Source organism: Streptococcus sp. 27098_8_82 (assembly GCF_041431615.1).
GTDB classification, from domain to species: domain Bacteria; phylum Bacillota; class Bacilli; order Lactobacillales; family Streptococcaceae; genus Streptococcus; species Streptococcus sanguinis_K.
Genome location: NZ_JAPVYB010000001.1, coordinates 141,270 through 158,487 on the forward strand (window position 1 = coordinate 141,270; position 17,218 = coordinate 158,487).

At 42.4% G+C, this 17,218-nt stretch carries 14 protein-coding genes; 13 read left to right on the forward strand and 1 reads right to left on the reverse strand.

Annotated elements, in window-relative coordinates:
- Positions 1-18 precede the first annotated feature (18 nt).
- Entirely contained in the window at positions 19-474 is a 456-nt protein-coding gene (locus tag O3627_RS00705; RefSeq protein ID WP_371621232.1) for a LytTR family DNA-binding domain-containing protein, read from the forward strand.
- Between the two features lie 10 nt (positions 475-484).
- Positions 485-901, forward strand: a complete 417-nt coding sequence (locus O3627_RS00710) for a DUF3021 domain-containing protein (protein ID WP_371621233.1) — start codon at positions 485-487, stop codon at positions 899-901.
- A gap of 122 nt (positions 902-1,023) precedes the next feature.
- Here O3627_RS00710 and O3627_RS00715 read toward each other — a convergent pair whose 3' ends face one another.
- Positions 1,024-1,977 carry a hypothetical protein gene (locus tag O3627_RS00715; RefSeq protein ID WP_371621234.1) on the reverse strand — a complete coding sequence of 318 codons (954 nt, stop codon included), beginning with the start codon at positions 1,975-1,977 and terminating at the stop codon, positions 1,024-1,026.
- A gap of 106 nt (positions 1,978-2,083) precedes the next feature.
- On the opposite strand from O3627_RS00715, the gene O3627_RS00720 reads away from it, so the two are divergent.
- The 11 genes from O3627_RS00720 to O3627_RS00770 all read left to right on the forward strand — a co-directional run bounded on the left by O3627_RS00720 (position 2,084) and on the right by O3627_RS00770 (position 17,188).
- Positions 2,084-2,695, forward strand: a complete 612-nt coding sequence (locus O3627_RS00720) for a TetR/AcrR family transcriptional regulator (RefSeq protein ID WP_371621235.1) — start codon at positions 2,084-2,086, stop codon at positions 2,693-2,695.
- A 199-nt stretch (positions 2,696-2,894) separates the two neighbouring features.
- Positions 2,895-3,242: a hypothetical protein gene (locus O3627_RS00725; protein ID WP_125410472.1), complete on the forward strand. Its 348-nt coding sequence runs from the start codon at positions 2,895-2,897 to the stop codon at positions 3,240-3,242.
- Positions 3,243-3,599, forward strand: a complete 357-nt coding sequence (locus O3627_RS00730) for a class Ib ribonucleoside-diphosphate reductase assembly flavoprotein NrdI (protein ID WP_270618860.1) — start codon at positions 3,243-3,245, stop codon at positions 3,597-3,599.
- 33 nt (positions 3,600-3,632) lie between these two features.
- Positions 3,633-3,818: a hypothetical protein gene (locus tag O3627_RS00735; protein WP_002903193.1), complete on the forward strand. Its 186-nt coding sequence runs from the start codon at positions 3,633-3,635 to the stop codon at positions 3,816-3,818.
- A gap of 289 nt (positions 3,819-4,107) precedes the next feature.
- Complete coding sequence (locus O3627_RS00740; RefSeq protein WP_371621236.1) at positions 4,108-5,961, forward strand: SpaA isopeptide-forming pilin-related protein; 1,854 nt, start codon at positions 4,108-4,110, stop codon at positions 5,959-5,961.
- Positions 5,962-6,147: 186 nt separating this feature from the next.
- Positions 6,148-6,888 (forward strand): class I SAM-dependent methyltransferase, encoded by a 741-nt coding sequence (locus tag O3627_RS00745; RefSeq protein WP_002897119.1) that lies wholly within the window; start codon positions 6,148-6,150, stop codon positions 6,886-6,888.
- Between the two features lie 325 nt (positions 6,889-7,213).
- Entirely contained in the window at positions 7,214-12,433 is a 5,220-nt protein-coding gene (locus tag O3627_RS00750) for a SpaA isopeptide-forming pilin-related protein (RefSeq protein WP_371621237.1), read from the forward strand.
- Positions 12,434-12,596: 163 nt separating this feature from the next.
- The gene (locus tag O3627_RS00755; RefSeq protein WP_125382819.1) at positions 12,597-13,784 is read left to right on the forward strand and encodes an NADH-dependent flavin oxidoreductase; all 1,188 of its coding nucleotides are present in this window, start codon (positions 12,597-12,599) and stop codon (positions 13,782-13,784) included.
- A gap of 344 nt (positions 13,785-14,128) precedes the next feature.
- Positions 14,129-14,260 carry a hypothetical protein gene (locus O3627_RS00760; RefSeq protein WP_009659231.1) on the forward strand — a complete coding sequence of 44 codons (132 nt, stop codon included), beginning with the start codon at positions 14,129-14,131 and terminating at the stop codon, positions 14,258-14,260.
- A 178-nt stretch (positions 14,261-14,438) separates the two neighbouring features.
- Positions 14,439-15,200, forward strand: a complete 762-nt coding sequence (locus O3627_RS00765) for an ABC transporter ATP-binding protein (RefSeq protein ID WP_002894797.1) — start codon at positions 14,439-14,441, stop codon at positions 15,198-15,200.
- Positions 15,200-17,188, forward strand: coding sequence for an ABC transporter permease (locus O3627_RS00770; protein ID WP_125382818.1), 1,989 nt, complete (start codon positions 15,200-15,202; stop codon positions 17,186-17,188). The genes O3627_RS00765 and O3627_RS00770 overlap by 1 nt, the downstream gene beginning before the upstream one ends.
- Positions 17,189-17,218 lie beyond the last annotated feature (30 nt).

The window sequence follows — 17,218 nt, forward strand, 5'->3', positions numbered from 1 at the left end:
TGAATAGGGAGCTTCCTCTTGCAAGCAAAATTTGAAACAGATCCAACCATTTCATCCAATGATCCGCTGGTTGTGGTCAAGGCAGACCAGCTAGGGGCAGAAGCCAAGGCCATCTTAGATTATTTAGAGCAGTACAAGGCAGGGCCAAGTGGCGTCCTGCCTATCAAGTCGGACGATAAACTGGTCATGTTGAGGACAGAAGATATTATCCTAGCAGACATCAACCAGACAACTCTGATGATTTACAGTAGAGATGGCATTTACCAGACGACAGAGACCTTGACTCGCTTTCAGCAGCGGATTAACAGCTCGAACTTTATCCAGGTTTCCCGGCATGCTGTTATCAATATTGACCATCTGGAGTCTTTGTCTGACAGCTTTTCTGGCAATATGACGGCCAAGCTGACCAATCAAATCAAAACCGAAGTCAGCCGTCGCTATGTCAAACTCTTAATGGAATATCTGGGAATCTAGGAGGTAAGTGATGAGTATAAAAAAATGTCTACACGCTATATTAATGGGCATCCAGACAGGGAGTGCAGTCTATCTGATTGTCCTTGCCCTCTCTATTCAAAAAAATCCGCCCACAACAAGTAATATCATCAGTGTCATGGCGATGAGCGGTTTGATTGGGATCATCAGTTCAATGTTAAAAACTCTTGAAGACCGATTCTCTTTTTCAGTCTCGATGTTACTGCATTTCGCCGCTGTCGCAGTCTTAGTATGCTGCTTCATGGTCTATAATAACTGGGGATTTTTAATTGCCAGCTGGCATTTCTGGTTTAATTTTATTCTGATTTATCTCTTTGTATGGCTCTTTCGTTACTTGGATACAAATCTTAAGACCAAGAAGATTAACAGCGCCTTGGCTAAGCGCAGAAAGGAAAAAGAAGGCAAGTAACTTGCCGAAAAACGTTCTGACAAGCATATCATAAAAATAAATGGAGCTGGATTGTATCCTGCTCCTGTTTTTTGTATCTAAAAAACCCAAGCTAGATTTTCTAGCTTGAGTTTTATGTGCTATTACACTCCCAATCTGATATGAGGGAAGTGGTTGTAGAGATAGTCAAAGGTTGACTGGAGTTTGGTATCTGTTGTTTTACCAATGTTCTTAATAGGCATTTGGTATTTCTTTTGATTGTTTCGAACAGCAACTAAGGTTGAGTTTCTGTTTGAAGCAACGAAGCCACGATGCATGGTGAGAATGTGGTGGTAAAGATGGACGACCTGTTTGAGATCAATCGCCTTGAAACCTCGATAGTAGCTAATGAGATGGTCTTTATAAACAGCAATTTTCAGCACATCGTCGTGGAAAGACGCTTGCTCAAGCAGGATATTGAGATTGTCCTTGGCCTCTGGATAGGCTGCATAGATTTCTTCGTAGGCAACGATATTTTTCTTGCGGCTGATAATTCCCATAACGATAAAGAAAACACTGAGTCCAATCAAAAACAGAATGTAGAACATGAATGCAAGATTGTCAGATTCAAATTCAGTAATAGAGATATAGGAGCTGCTTGACATTACTGTGATGACTTCGGGATTGTCTGCTAGGAGACCGCGAACGAGGCTGCCATAATTAGAGATATATCCCTGATTTTTCTTAGGGGAGTTAGCATTAACGTAGGAGCCAACGATTCGGACAGGATTTTTTTCCAGCTCGCCCTTTTTCTCTTTTTCCAAGAGCTGGGCAATCTGCTTGTCCCCTTTTTTAGCCTGCAGACCAACATATCCGTCTTGGTAGGCAACCAGCCAAACTTGGGTATTATCTTCTACTTCAATCAGAGCCTCTGGGAAAATATATGACACTTCAGCATAGACTGCTGAATCTGCTCCAGACTCGCTATTTCGGTCATAAGCAGTCTTGGTGTTGACTTTTTGGTATTGGATAAAGCCCATCACTGCAGCAACAACTAGAAAAATAAAAGTAATTACCAGTAGGGCGATGGTACCCTGGTTTCGTCTTTCCTTGAGCATAGCTCAACCTCCAAAATATAATCTAAAAAAATAATTTGATTAGCAAACTATCTTTTTTGTATAGTATAGCATAAAAGCTTGACAAGTGGCAAGATTGTGTTAAAATATGAATGAACATAAAAATAAATTCATTCACAAAAGAGGCGTGGAAATGGATAAAAAAAATGAGCTCCTGGCTGCGGCTAGAGAAGTCTTTGCAGAAAAAGGCTATAAGGCAGCTGGAATTTCTGATATTGCTAAGAGAAGCCATATGGCTGTCGGATCCTTTTACAAGTATTATGAATCCAAAGAAGCTATCTTCTTGGAGGTTTATGTAGCTGAAAATAGCCGTGTACGTGAGGAAATCATGCAACGCGTAGACTGGCAGGGCGAGCCCGAGGTAATCATTGAACAGCTTTTTGCAGTCACTTTTGAATTGATTTCGCCCAATAAAATTCTAGCTGAGTGGAACAAGCCGGGCATTTCTCAGATTCTGCACGATTACTATAATCAGGATTCCGGCCGAGCGTCCAATGCCTTTCATCAGTTTCTGATTCAGACTTTCAGCCAGCGCTTGCAGGAAGAGGGCTTTTCGAAGGAGAAAATAGCTGAGATTATGAAGGTTTATGACTTGATTTACTACATAGACATGCATGTCACAGAGCAGGAATTTTCAGGCTACTTCAATAGCATTGAGACTTTAGTTAAATATTTTGTTAAGGGAATTTTTTCCAAATAGAGGAAATTCCTTTACTTAGAAGTAAAAATGAATGAATTTATAAAATTATTCATTCACATATAAAGGAGGTGATGTCTTATGTAGTGCGAATAGGGATGGGAAGAAATGTGCTTGGATAAGTATAAAGTGAATTATTTTTTAGAAGGTCTTGAATGAATGCTAGGAATTGTTCATTCAAAAACAGAAAGTGAGGAAAAGAATGAATAAGCAAGGAGGATTTGCCATGAGCGGAATTGCTATTTTAGGTATCTGTCTGGTCGCGATTGGTCTTTTGACCATTGGCTACGGTGGTGTGACAGTTGGTTTCAGTTTGAGTGTGGATTTTCAGTCATTTTTAGTCGGAGGTCTCATCCTTGTCCTAATCGGAGCAGCTTTGATTCCGGGCTTGCCAGCAGTTGCTAAGCTGACGGCACTGGCTTTGACAACTTTGGCATTGCTGATGTACATTCACATGATGCCAGATTTGGAGTTCATGCTTATGCTCATCTCAGATGTCGTGGTTTTAGGCTTTGCGGCTTGGTTTGCTATCCTTTTTTTAAGAAAGTAGGTGATGAAAATGATTGTAGTTTATGATTCAAATACTGGTGTTGGAAAACGATTTGCAGAAGCATTGGGCTATCCGACCCAGACCATCAAGGAGAAACTGGAAGAGCCCTGTATTCTCATTACTCGAAATGCTGGTGCTGGGAAAATTCCTTGGTCTACCAAGCGCTTTATCAAGAAACATCCTGGGCTGATTAAAGGTTTTGTTAACAATGGTGACTCTGTTAAACACGGCCGTACCTTCTGCGGGGCGACTGCCTTGATTATCGAAAAATATGGGCTCCAGCATATCTGCGATATTGACCGAGGCGGTAGTCCAGAAGATGTCAAGACTGTGCAGGCATTTTTAGCGGAGTGCTAGTCTCATCAAGTTTTGCATAAATGGAGGACTCGTATGTCTAGGTTCAAGAACATTGGGAGCATCTGTCTGGCTCTGATTTCTGTCTTTATCCTAACGGCCTGCGGGCATGTACAGAAAGTGCCCGACACTTCAGATGAGACGGAAAGAAATTCTTCCAAACAAGAAGAAATACATCAGAATCAGGTAGATGCAACTTCCAGTGCGTCACAGAAAGATTGACTTTTTGTCAAAATAGAAGAGCTAAAGTTGTTCAATGATTTTTAGGTCATCTTTTGGCCTGTTTTGCTTACCAAAAGGAGAGAGAAGACTAACATCTTCTTTCTCCTTTTTATGTTAAAACCCTCTGAGCATTCCTATAGTTTTTTAATAGTCAATATGGTACAATGAATTAGTATTGTCTTTCCAGTGTTTGTCAAAAAGGCAGAAAAACATGAAAAGAACGTGTTCATCTGGCTGGCCAATACGCTGTACTTTTAAACAAATTTTACTTGTGAGAAAGGAAGATTGCATGAATAAAAAACTGAGAGTATGGTTTCAGCTCATCATTCTCTGTCTAGGCGTGTTCCTGCCTTTCCTAGCCGGAACCCTTAAGGCTCAGGCGGCGGAACTCAATGATGTCATCACTGAGATGCACCTCACCACTAACTCTGGTGAACAGTTGACCAACGGTGTGGATATCTGGCAGACCTTCCGTGTCTATGCTAAGTTTGCCTTGCCAGACAACCAGGCCCATGCGGGTGATACGACAGTGATTCATTTGCCGAATGAATTTACCTTTGGGAATTCTTCAGCTATTGAGCTCAAGGATGAAAACGGAGCCCTGGTGGCTAATGGAGTCCTGGATAGCGATGCCAAGACCATCACATTGACATACACAGACTATGTGGAGCAGAAGTCCAGTGTCAGAGGCGAGTTTTTCTTCTATTCGCGGATTGACCACGAGGTCGTCACAGAGGAAAGGGATATTCCAGCTACTTTCACGGTAGGAAATAATAGGATTCCGGCTGGCAGCATTCACTATAATGGGCCGCCGAAAAAGTATGAGTCTCTGCTAGAAAAGAGTGCTTTTCAGTGGGATGCTGATGCTAAGAATGAAATCCGCTACAATGTAGCCATTAACCGTAACATGGGCAACTACAAAAATGTCTCTGTGACGGACAAGCTAGGTGATACAAACGCTAAGATTGTTCAAGATTCTGTGCGAGTGTATAAGGTTTCTTGGCGCTGGAATAATGGTGATTGGGCGCGTGATTCGACTGAAGATGTAACAGCAGACTTCCAGTCTAAGATGACCTTTGGCGCTGAAGGCGATAGCTTGACAATCAACTTCGGTGATGTAGAAGGTTTCGGCTACCTAGTTGAGTACAAGACGCTGGCCGACTATGATTTGGCTGATGGAGAGGTTGTAGGAAATAAGGCTACCATGAACTACAACAATACCGAGACAGTATCTGTCACCAACGAGTACTCTTATCAGATTGCTGGCGGAAAGTCAGAAGGCTATAATTTCAAGGTTAAGGTTCACAAGACAGATGAGTCTAATGCCTCTCTGAGCGGTGCAGTCTTTGAAGTGGTGCGGAAATCGACTAATAAGGTGGTTGGCACAATCACGACAGATGCAGATGGGAATGCGGAAATTGGTAACCTTCTACGCGACACTTATATCCTGCGTGAAACGACTGCTCCAGCTGGTTACGATCGCCTGACAGAGGATATTACGATCAGTCCGACGGATTTTGGTAAGACTTTGAACGTAGGCAGTCCGGCATCTGGAGATTCTGGAGACAGCAGATTGGTGGCAGTCAATGTAGCCAATAAGCAAACTCAAGCTCCAACAGATAAACAGGTAACGTTCAGCAAGGTTAATCTAGCTGGTGAAGAAATTGCCGGTGCACAGATTCAGATTTTCAAGGGACGGGAAAGCAAGGGCAGTCCTGTCGCATCTTGGACTTCAGAAGCTGACAAATCTAAAGAAATTAACCTAGAGCCAGGTGTTTACACCTTCCATGAGGAAGCGGCTCCGACAGGTTATCTGGCTGTGACTGATATTGTCTTCCAAGTCAATGAAGATGGCACTGTAACAGTTCTAGATGCCAATAGCAATGCTGTAGAATATACAGATGGCAAGTTGTTCATTACTGACCAAGCGGCACCAGCTGAACCTGGTACCCCTGATAAAGCAGTTCAAGGCGGTATTAAGCCAAATCAATCATCTGATTCTGATAAAGCAGCAGACAGTCAAGGAAAATCTAAAAAAGTTCTTCCTGCGACTGGCTCTGCTGAAAGCCTTGGATTGGTTCTTGCTGGTCTGGTAGTCCTGGCTCTTTTAGGACTTTACCGTAAGACTCGACTGAGCAAATAAATAAAGAGAGGATAGAGCAGAATGCTTTATCTTCTTTTGTTTGCACATTTTTTGTCTAGTTTTTTTGCAGCTTACTTAGCAATTTCTTCCAGTTACTCATGCAGGGCAGCCACTTACGGAAAAACTCTTGTTTTTGCCTCAGAATCCTCTATAATAAATGGCAAATAGAAAAAGGAGACAGAAGATATGACAGATACAAAAATACAAGAGAAGCTGAAGCCAGGTTTGAAGTTGGCGGATTTTCAAAAAGATGGAGACATCTATCTGGCGCTGAATCCGGACTATGTCTCAGGGGACAATGCCAAGTATATGACCATGTACAATCGCTTGGCTCGCTGGTATGATTTTGGTGAGAAATGGATGGGGCCACTTCTCCATGGCAAGGCTATTGACAAGCTGAGAAAGGACCAGATGGCAGAAATAGAATGGAAGGATCATCTATCCGTCCTTTATGTCTCTATCGGGACGGGTCAAGACCTGCGCTACATTCCTGAAAATATTGACCTGAAAAGCCTAGACTTTGTTGGGGCAGATATTTCTATAGGCATGCTGAAAAAATGCCAGAAATCCTGCGCCAAGAAGACCAATCTGAAGCTCTTTCATGCTTGTGCAGAGGACCTGCCCTTTGCGGATAATAGCTTTGACATCGTCTATCATATCGGCGGAATTAATTTCTTTAGCGATAAGGCCAAGGCCATGCAGGAAATGCTGCGAGTGGCTAAGCCAGGAACTAAGATTATGATTTCAGACGAGACGGCAGACTATGTGGACCAGCAATATAAGAAGAACCACTTCAGCAAGGACTATTTTAAGGACGCTACTGTTGATTTAGGAGAAATTGAGGCCGCTATACCGGCCGGAGTCAAAGAGAAGGAGTTGAAACTCCTCTGGGACGGAAAATTTTATGCCCTGACGTTTAGGAAATAATCAGAAGAACCGGACTTTGTTTCCGGTTTTTCTGCGTTATTGGGGACATTGATTGTCAGACACGATTGACCTTAGCAATATTGGTCTGATTTGCAAATGAACTATGCGAATCGTCTACCTTTTCTAAATGACAAAAAGGTAAACAAATGTTAAAAAAATCTCCTTTTGTGTATAGCCATTTTTCTTATAGTATGATAAAATGAAGATGTAATGTATCTATAATGTTCGCTTTTTAGCAAGTGGGCACTGACAAGATGGGGAAGCTCAGTTAGTATACAATTACATTGTACATTTAAAACTGAATATTGTGAGAAAGGAAAATTGCATGAACAAAAGGATTAGAGCATTGCTCCACCTTATTATTCTTTGTTTAGGAGTCATTTTGCCATCAGTAGCTCCTCTTACTCAGGTGCAAGCAGCTGAGTTTGGTGGTGTTATCACTGAGATGAGCCTGAAGAATTCTTCAGGTGGTGATTTGACGCAGGGAATTGATATTTGGGAAACTTTTCGAGTTTACGCAAAGTTTGTCTTGCCGGATAACCAAGTACATCAAGGAGATACGACAAAAATCACCTTGCCTTCTGAGTATGCTTTTGGGAACTCTTCAGCTATTGAACTTAAGGACAGCTCGGATAACGTAGTGGCAAATGGATTTTTGGATTCAACCAACAAGACCATTACTTTGACCTATACAAATTATGTTGAGCAAAAGTCTGGTGTCCAAGGAGAATTCTTCTTCTATGCACGAGTTGACCATGATGTTGTGAGACAAGAAGGTGACTTGAATGGTGGATTTACCGTAGGAGGTCGGATGTTGTATCCGGGAATCGTCCATTATAATGGACCGCCCAAAAGATATGACTCAAAAATTGAGAAGAGCTCTTATCAGGCAGCGGAAGACGGTAAGAATGAAGTTCATTACAATATTGCGATTAACCGCAATATGGAGCATTATACCGGAGTAATGATAACTGATAAGATTACCTCGCCTAATTTTAAAATCATGAGAGACTCAATTCGGGTCTATAAAATTGCTTGGCGCTGGAATAATGGAGATTGGGTGCGGGATTCAACAGAAGACGTGACAGCTAATTTCCAATCAAAAATCACGGAGAATGCCGCTGGTGATGGATTCACGATTGACCTTGGCGACATGGATGGTTTCGGGTATTTGCTGGACTATAAGACAAAAGCAGATTACGATCTAGTTGATGGTGAGCGCGTTTCCAACAGTGCTACCATGACCTATAATGGTGGTCAAACAACGACATCATCTGAAAATCGTTCTTATCAGATTGCAGGCGGTGTTGGAGAAGGCTATGTTTTCACCATTAAGCTCCATAAGGTTAATGAAAATGGTGAGAACCTGCAAGGTGCAGAATTTGAAGTTGTTCGTGATCGGAGCGGAGCAGTTGTCGGAAAATTAACCACAGATTCTAACGGGAATGCCAACTTGGGTGACTTGTTGCGCGATGATTATACCATCCGTGAAGTGACTCCTCCTACAGGATATGATAAATTAACTGAGGAAATTAAGATTGGTTCCCAGGATTTTGGAACAGACAAATCTGTATCACGCGAGATCGTCAATAAGAAGACTGTAACCGAGCAGGATGTAACTTTCAAAAAAGTAGATCCAAACGGGAAAGAGATTCCTGGTGCGCAACTGAAAATCTATAAAGGTGATCATGTTGATCAGGAAGAAGCTCCCGTTGCAGACTGGACTTCTGAGGCTGACACTTCTAAAGTCATAAAATTGTCTCCAGGAACCTATACACTGACTGAAGCTAACGCTCCTGCTGGTTATCAATATGTAGAAGATATCACATTTACAGTAGGTGCTAATGGTACTGTTGCTCTTGTGAAAAAAGGAGCAGAAGATACTGTTCAAGCAGCAGGTTCAATTCTGACGATTACCGACAAGGAGGACAATAGTCCTAAAGCCATTACCTTTAGTAAGGTCAACCTAGGTGGTACTGAAATTGCTGGCGCTCAAATAAAGATTTTCAAGGGCAACAAAGCGCAGGGTCAAGCTGTTGAAAGCTGGACTTCTGAAGCTAATCAGTCTAAAGAAATCAATTTGGAGCCTGGTATTTACACCTTCCATGAGGAAGCAGCTCCAACTGGTTACCTGAAAGTAACCGACATCACTTTCCAAGTCAAACATGACGGCACAGTGGAAGTGACCAATGTCGGCGAGAAAGACTCCAAAGGAGAAAACAATAAGGTTGTGACTGACGGAGCAATCTTGAAGGTAACAGACAAGGATGACGACTCAGAACGAGATGTGACGATCAAGAAAGTAGATCCAAACGGGAAGGAAATTCCTGGTGCGAAATTGAAACTCTACAAAGGCAGTCAGATTCGTCCTGAAGCTAAGCCTCTTGCAGAGTGGACATCCGAAGCCAACGCATCTAAGGTAGTAAAATTAGCTCCAGGAACTTATTCTCTGAAAGAGAGCCTTGCTCCTGCTGGATTTATAGCTGTAGAAGATATTAAATTCACAGTTCATTCTGATGGCACCATTACAGTTGATGCTAAAGGAGCAACAGATTCTGTTGAAGCAAATGGCTTGGTTCTTACTGTAACCGATAAAGAGGACAATAGTCTTAAAGCCATTACTTTCAGTAAGGTCAATCTCGGCGGTACTGAGATTGCTGGTGCAGAGATTAAGATCTACAAGGGAGACAAAGCTGAAGGCCAAGCAGTAGAAAGCTGGACATCCGAAGCTAATCAGTCTAAGGACATCAACTTGGCACCAGGTACTTATACCTTCCATGAGGAAGCAGCTCCAACGGGTTACCTTAAAGTTACTGATATCACCTTCCAAGTCAAAACAGATGGCACAGTGGAAGTGACTAATGTTGGCGAGAAAGACGCTAAGGGTGAATCTAACACCGTTGCAACTAATGGTTCAACTGTTACGGTGACTGACAAAGATGATGACCTACCGCGTAAGATTACCTTTAGTAAGGTTAACCTAGGTGGTACTGAAATTGCAGGTGCTGAAATCAAGATCTACAAGGGCGAAAAAGCTGAAGGCCAAGCAGTAGAAAGCTGGACTTCTGAAGCTGGTAAGTCTAAAGAATTAAACTTGACTCCAGGTACTTATACTTTCCATGAGGAAGCCGCTCCAACAGGCTACCTCAAAGTGACCGACATCACCTTCCAAGTCAAGCATGATGGTACAGTGGAAGTGACCAATGTTGGCGAGAAAGACTCTAAGGGCGAAACTAACACCGTTGCGACAAATGGTTCGACTGTTACAGTAACCGATAAGGATGATGATCTCCCGCGTAAGGTGACTTTCAGTAAAGTAAACCTAGGCGGTACTGAGATTGCCGGTGCTCAAATCAAGATTTACAAGGGCGAAAAAGCTGAAGGCCAAGCAGTAGAAAGCTGGACATCCGAAGCTGGTAAGTCTAAGGACATCAACTTAGCACCCGGTACTTATACCTTCCATGAGGAAGCCGCTCCAACGGGCTACCTCAAAGTAACGGATATCACCTTCCAAGTCAAACATGACGGCACAGTGGAAGTGACCAATGTTGGTGAGAAGGACGCTAAGGGCCAAGCTAACACCGTAGCGACAAACGGTTCAACTGTTGCAGTGACTGACAAGGACGATGATCTCCCACGTAAGGTGACCTTCAGTAAGGTCAACCTTGGCGGTACTGAAATTGCCGGTGCTGAGATCAAGATTTACAAGGGCGAGAAAGCTGAAGGCGATGCAGTTGAAAGCTGGACATCCGAAGCTGGTAAGTCTAAAGACATCAACTTAGCACCTGGTACTTATACCTTCCATGAGGAAGCCGCTCCAACAGGCTACCTCAAAGTGACCGACATCACTTTCAAAGTGAAAACTGACGGAACAGTAGAAGTGACCAATGTCGGAGAGAAAGACTCTAAGGGCGAAGACAACCGTGTTGTAGCGAATGGTGCAACTCTAACTGTAACCGATAAAGACGATGACAGTCCCAAAGCGATTACTTTCAGTAAAGTAAACCTTGGTGGTACAGAAATCGCAGGAGCTCAAATCAAGATCTACAAGGGCAACAAGGCTGAAGGCACAGCAGTCGAAAGCTGGACTTCTGAAGCTGGTAAGTCTAAGGATATAAATTTAGTACCTGGCACTTACACCTTCCATGAGGAGGCAGCCCCAACCGGTTACCTTAAGGTTACCGACATCACATTCCAAGTCAAGTATGACGGTACAGTGGAAGTGATTAGCGTAGGAGAAAAAGACGCTAAGGGCGAAGCTAACACCGTTGCAACCAATGGTTCAACAGTAACTATTACCGACAAGGACGATGATCTCCCACGTAAGGTGACATTCAGCAAAGTCAACCTCGGTGGTGCTGAAATCGCCGGTGCTGAGATCAAGGTTTACAAGGGCGAGAAAGCTGAAGGAAACGCAGTCGAAAGCTGGACATCCGAAGCAGGTAAGTCTAAGGACATCAACTTGGCACCTGGCACTTATACCTTCCATGAGGAAGCGGCTCCAACGGGTTACCTCAAAGTAACGGACATCACATTCCAAGTCAAACATGATGGAACGGTGGAAGTGACCAATGTCGGAGAGAAAGACTCCAAGGGTGAAGAGAACAAGGTCGTAACCAACGGCTCAACTGTTACAGTAACGGATAAAGACGATGATAGTCCCAAAGCGATTACTTTCAGTAAAGTAAACCTTGGTGGTACAGAAATCGCAGGAGCTCAAATCAAGATCTACAAGGGCAACAAGGCAGAAGGCCAAGCAGTAGAAAGCTGGACATCTGAAGCTGGTAAGTCTAAAGAATTGAACTTGACTCCAGGTACTTACACCTTCCATGAGGAAGCGGCACCAACCGGCTACCTCAAAGTGACAGACATTACTTTCCAAGTAAAAACTGACGGAACAGTAGAAGTAACCAATGTCGGCGAGAAAGACTCTAAGGGTGAAGAGAACAAGGTCGTAACCAACGGCTCAACTGTTACAGTAACGGATAAGGACGATAATCTTCCACGTAAGGTAACCTTCAGTAAGGTCAACCTCGGCGGTACAGAAATTGCTGGTGCAGAGATTCAAATTTTCCAAGGCAAAGAGGCAACTGGCAATCCTGTAGCAAAATGGACTTCAGAAGCAAATACATCGTATGAGCTTGGATTAGCTCCTGGAGTATATACCTTCCATGAAGCTGCAGCCCCAACCGGTTACCTAGCTGTTACCGACATTGTGTTCCAAGTGAATCTCGATGGCACAGTAACGGTTGTAAATGCTGATGGAAATACAGTAGAATACAAGGATGGGACGTTAGTCGTAACTGACCAAACGAAACCGACTGGCCCAGACAAGGATCCGTCTAAAAAAACAGATGAACCAGATCCGAAAAAATCAAATCAAGATAAACCAATAGAAAAAGACCAAGATAAACCTGGAGATAAGGGGAAGACGAAGAAAATTCTGCCTTTCACAGGTACAGAAATCAGCTTTACGCTACTTGCTTTCGGTCTGATTCTGATAGTTGGTTGTGGGGTTTATTTCGGAATCCGTTTCAAAAAATAAAACAGAAAGCAAGTGTCAATGAAAATTGACGCTTGTTTTTTTATGCAACTGACCATCGTTTTTTTACCAGATACCTGATGGTTAATACCACTTACTGAAAAGCCCTTGTTTTTGTCTCTGAATCTTCTATAATAGTTGTCAAAAAAGAAAGGAGATTTTTACTATGTCTAAACAAATTGTAGACCCGATTCAATTGCGCCACGGAGGCAAATTAACCAACCGTTTGGTGCTGTCCCCTATGTATACTTTCAGTGGCTTAGAAGGAGGATTTGTGTCTGATGATACTTTGCGATACTACGGAGCACGCTCTCAGGCAGCCAGTCTTTTGATTACTGAATTTCATTATGTCAGTCCATCAGGAGGGCCTTGTTACCAGACTGGCTATCCAGTTCAATTAGGTATTTACTCTGATGACCACATCGAAGGGGAGAGAAAATTAGCTACTGCCCTTCAAAAAGATGGCAATAAAGCGATTTTGCAGCTTCATCATGGTGGGATAGCAGCTTCCGGCCGTGCTTTGAAGGGTGAGGAAGTATTTGCTCCCAGTGCCTTAGATTTTTCTTTCCTGCCATATCCGGTGAGAGAATTGACCGATGAAGAAATCCTTGAAATTATCAAGGATTTTGGTCGGGCAGTCAAACGTGCAGTTCAAGCTGGTTTTTCCGGAGTGGAAATCCATGGTGCCAATCACTATCTGCTGCAGCAATTCTTTTCTAGCACTTCCAATGTTCGTCAGGACAGATGGGGTGGAACTTTGGAAAAACGTATGGCTTTTCCTTTGGCAGTAGTCGAGGAAGTGAAGCGTGCTACAGCCAAGTATGCGCCAGAAGATTTTATTATTGGCTATCGGATTAGCCCAGATGAAATCCATGAAGGTCAAGTGGGCTATACTTATGAAGAAGCCAAACTTTTGGTCAAGGAGCTGGTCAAGCACGAATTAGACTACATCCATTTGTCGCTTTTGGCTGGCTATGCTTCAAAACCTGCAGGATCAGACACGACCTATGCAGATCATTTTAAGGAAGTGATGGATGAGCAAACTAAACTGATTACAATCGGTGGTGTCTTTAGTCAGGAAGATGCAGAAGCTGCTATTGAGGATACGGCTGCGGATTTAGTTGCAATCGGCCGTGGGACCTTGATTGACCCGCTGTTTGGCTATAAAGTACAGACGGGACGAGGAGCAGAAATTGTCCATGAGATTAGCCCTGAGCAGTTGAAAAACTCTCAATTGACACCGGGCTTGCTTGAAGTGTTCAGCCGTAAGGACTCTGGTGGGTTGCCTCCTCTCCCTGGTCATGACACTATTACCCACCTTCATACTGGTAAATTTGGGGATGAAGGGCAGTAAGAATAGCCTATTCAAGATAGTATTGACAGAAGCCTGAACCTCCTCTGGAAAGAAAACTACTATATCTTTAAATTGAGGAAATATATTATGAAAACCGGAAACAAATTCCGGTTTTTATTCTTGACGAAAGAAGCCAATAGGGAACGTTGAATTTAGGCCTATTGACGCAGTTTAAGGGCAATCGAAAACTATTTTTTCTAAGTGACAAAAATGTAAGTTTAAAGGCTAAAATGAAAGGTTATCTTATGGCAGCTAGCCTGGGAATTCGGTATCCTATAAGTGTAAAGAAAAAGAAGATAAACGTCTTCCAAACTAATAATCAGATTTCAAGAAGGAGGCTTGCTATGAAAATCAATCTTTTTAACCATCGCCAAAGTAAACCTAAAGCTCAAAAGATTTCCAAGGAAGAAATCGAGAAGACTCGCCTAGGCTGTGCTTCCAGTCAATATTATTTCTGGCTGCAGTACAGTCACTGAGAGTTTCCGGTATTCAAGGATAAGAGAAAGGTCAGTTGACTTTTCTCTTTATCTGACTTGGAGCACAAGATGACAAAAATGTAAGATTGGCAGGCAAAATGAAAGATTAGGTTATGGAAACTTGTCTGTCTTTCCGGTATGATAGTAGTATCAAGTTAAATAAAGAAGAGGTTCGAGTATGACATTATTAGACGTACAACATGTGAAAAAAATTTATAAAACCCGCTTTCAGGGCAGCCAAGTAGAGGCCTTGAAAGACATTCACTTTACGGTAGAAAAAGGCGAATATGTCGCCATCATGGGTGAGTCAGGCTCTGGGAAATCCACCCTGCTCAACATCCTAGCCATGCTGGACAAGCCAACTGAGGGCCGCGTCTTTCTCAATGGAACAGACACAGCAACCATCAAAAACAGCCAGGCTTCCAGCTTCCGCCGGGAGAAATTAGGTTTTGTCTTTCAGGATTTCAATCTGCTGGATACCCTGTCGGTCAAGGATAATATTCTCCTGCCACTGGTCCTCTCTCGCCGTCCCATTACCGAGATGATGCAAAAGCTGGTTACGACCTGCAATGAGCTGGGGATTAACAAGCTTCAAGAGAAGTTTCCTTATGAGATTTCCGGTGGCCAGAAGCAACGGGTAGCAGTGGCTCGAGCCATTATCACAGATCCTGAGATTCTGCTGGCGGACGAGCCGACGGGAGCCTTGGATTCCAAATCTTCGGCAGCCCTATTAGATGTCTTTGATGATATTAATGCCCGCGGTCAAACCATTCTCATGGTGACCCACTCAACAGCAGCGGCTAGTCGCGCCAAGCGGGTACTCTTTATCAAGGATGGGATTCTCTACAACCAAATCTTCCGCGGTGACAAGACCGAGCGGCAGATGTTCCAAGAGATTTCTGACACTCTGACAGTTATGGCAAGTGAGGTGAAGGACTAGTGTTTCGATTAGCAGCAAAATTGGCGGTATCCAATCTGATTAAGAACCGTCGTCTCTATTATCCTTTTGCACTGGCTACCTGTGTGGCTGTAGCCATTTCTTATATTTTCAACTCCTTGGCTTTTAATCCCAATCTATCCAAAATGACAGGTGCCAGCTCTGTTATCCTCGTTTTGGTCCTAGGGGTTGTTATTGTAAACATCACAGCTGGAATTATTGTCTTTTATGCCAATCAATTTGTTATGAAGAATCGCTCCAAGGAGCTAGGGCTTTATGGTATGCTAGGTCTTAATAAGAGTCATCTCTTTGTTATGACCTTTATTGAGCTACTAATCTTCGGGCTAGTGGCTGTAAGCTTGGGGCTGACTATTGGTGTTCTCTTTGACCAGCTAATTTATGCCTTTCTGCTCAAGCTCATGGGTACCAAGGTGGTTCTAGTTTCGACATTTCAACCTTTTGTATTGGTATTGATTATCATTTTCTATGCTTTTGTATTTTTCTGTTTGCTAATTAAAAACGGCTTTTACTTAAGAAAGTTTGATGCTCTGCAATTAGTCAAAGAAAAAAATAGCGGGGAGAAAAAGAGTCGCTTTTTACTCTTGCAAACTATTATTGGTATGTCTTCTCTCGCTTTTGGCTATTATCTTGCTTTAGGTGTATCTAATCCGATGGCAGCCATTATCATTTTCTTCGTAGCTGTACTTTTTGTTATTCTAGGGACTTATCTACTTTTCAATGCAGGAACGACTGTTTTCTTACAATTTTTGAAAAAGAAGAAGACATTTTATTATCAGCCTGATAACATGATTTCGGTATCTAATCTAATTTTTCGAATGAAGAAAAATGCAATCGGTTTAGCGACGATTTCTATTTTGTCGACAATGGTTTTGGTTACCTTATCTGGTGGAGCTAACATTTATGCTGGCGGTGATTATATGCAGAATGCCATGTTCCCGCATGATTTCAGTATCCAAGGAAAAGAAATAACAGGTGAGGTGCTGGACCAAGCTTTGACAGAGTTTGTTCAAGAGCAGCAGCTACAGATTAGTAAAAAAGTTATTTACCAGTATTATACGATAGGAGTTAGCGGTCGAACTGGTAATCAGCTAGATATTTATTCTAAGGGACAGAAATCATTCACTCCAAATCTTTATATTTTGGCCATTTCTGAGAGTGATTATCAAGGAATGACGGGTCAAAATCTTCAGCTTAAAGATGATGAAGTAGCCATATTTGAGCAAGGACTGGAACTAGACAGCAAAAAAGATTTACAGCTAGCTGATAAAAATTTAAAAATCAAGAGAAAATTAAAAGAAGATTTCGTTTTCGGTAATATACCCGATCCGATGAATATGATAGTGCCTGAAAAAATCTATATGGTAGCTAAAAATCCGAGTCAAATCTTTTCTTCATTTATGAACGATTACGCTGTCAATGTTAACTATTATGGAGGATTAAATCTCAAGCTTCCAAAAGAAGAACAGAGAAAACTAAAAGAAGCATACCAAGAAAAGTTAAGCAGTTTTAATACCACCTTACCTGAAAATCAAGGTATTTATGGTTCGGTGACAGCCTTCGATAAGCAAGAAATAAAAGGAATGCTAGGTGGTATGTTCTTTATTGGAATTTTCCTATCAATCGTTTTTATGCTTGGAACTGTTCTTATCATCTACTACAAGCAGATTTCTGAAGGCTATGAAGATCGAGAAGGCTTTGTTATTTTACAAAAGGTTGGATTGGACGAAAAACAAATTAAGAAAACGATTCGTAGGCAAATTCTGATAGTCTTTTTCCTACCACTAATCTTTGCTTTTCTTCATTTGGCATTTGCCTATCACATGCTGAGCTTGATTTTATCTGCTTTAGGGGTGCTGAATGCCACACTTATGTTAGTAGTGACTCTCGGTGTTTGCGCTCTATTTATTGCAGTATATGTTGGTGTCTTTCTCATTACTTCTCGCAGCTATCGCAAAATTGTGGCTATGTGAGAGCAGAGACAGGCTTTATATATCTTTCAT

Bases quoted from the DNA above. Each gene is read 5' to 3' on its own strand.
- O3627_RS00710 (WP_371621233.1), top strand. From the start codon at position 485: ATGAGTATAAAAAAATGTCTACACGCTATATTAATGGGCATCCAGACA.
- O3627_RS00715 (WP_371621234.1), bottom strand. From the start codon at position 1,977: ATGCTCAAGGAAAGACGAAACCAGGGTACCATCGCCCTACTGGTAATT.
- O3627_RS00720 (WP_371621235.1), top strand. From the start codon at position 2,084: ATGAATGAACATAAAAATAAATTCATTCACAAAAGAGGCGTGGAAATG.
- O3627_RS00725 (WP_125410472.1), top strand. From the start codon at position 2,895: ATGAATAAGCAAGGAGGATTTGCCATGAGCGGAATTGCTATTTTAGGT.
- O3627_RS00735 (WP_002903193.1), top strand. From the start codon at position 3,633: ATGTCTAGGTTCAAGAACATTGGGAGCATCTGTCTGGCTCTGATTTCT.
- O3627_RS00740 (WP_371621236.1), top strand. From the start codon at position 4,108: ATGAATAAAAAACTGAGAGTATGGTTTCAGCTCATCATTCTCTGTCTA.
- O3627_RS00745 (WP_002897119.1), top strand. From the start codon at position 6,148: ATGACAGATACAAAAATACAAGAGAAGCTGAAGCCAGGTTTGAAGTTG.
- O3627_RS00750 (WP_371621237.1), top strand. From the start codon at position 7,214: ATGAACAAAAGGATTAGAGCATTGCTCCACCTTATTATTCTTTGTTTA.
- O3627_RS00755 (WP_125382819.1), top strand. From the start codon at position 12,597: ATGTCTAAACAAATTGTAGACCCGATTCAATTGCGCCACGGAGGCAAA.
- O3627_RS00760 (WP_009659231.1), top strand. From the start codon at position 14,129: ATGAAAATCAATCTTTTTAACCATCGCCAAAGTAAACCTAAAGCTCAA.
- O3627_RS00765 (WP_002894797.1), top strand. From the start codon at position 14,439: ATGACATTATTAGACGTACAACATGTGAAAAAAATTTATAAAACCCGC.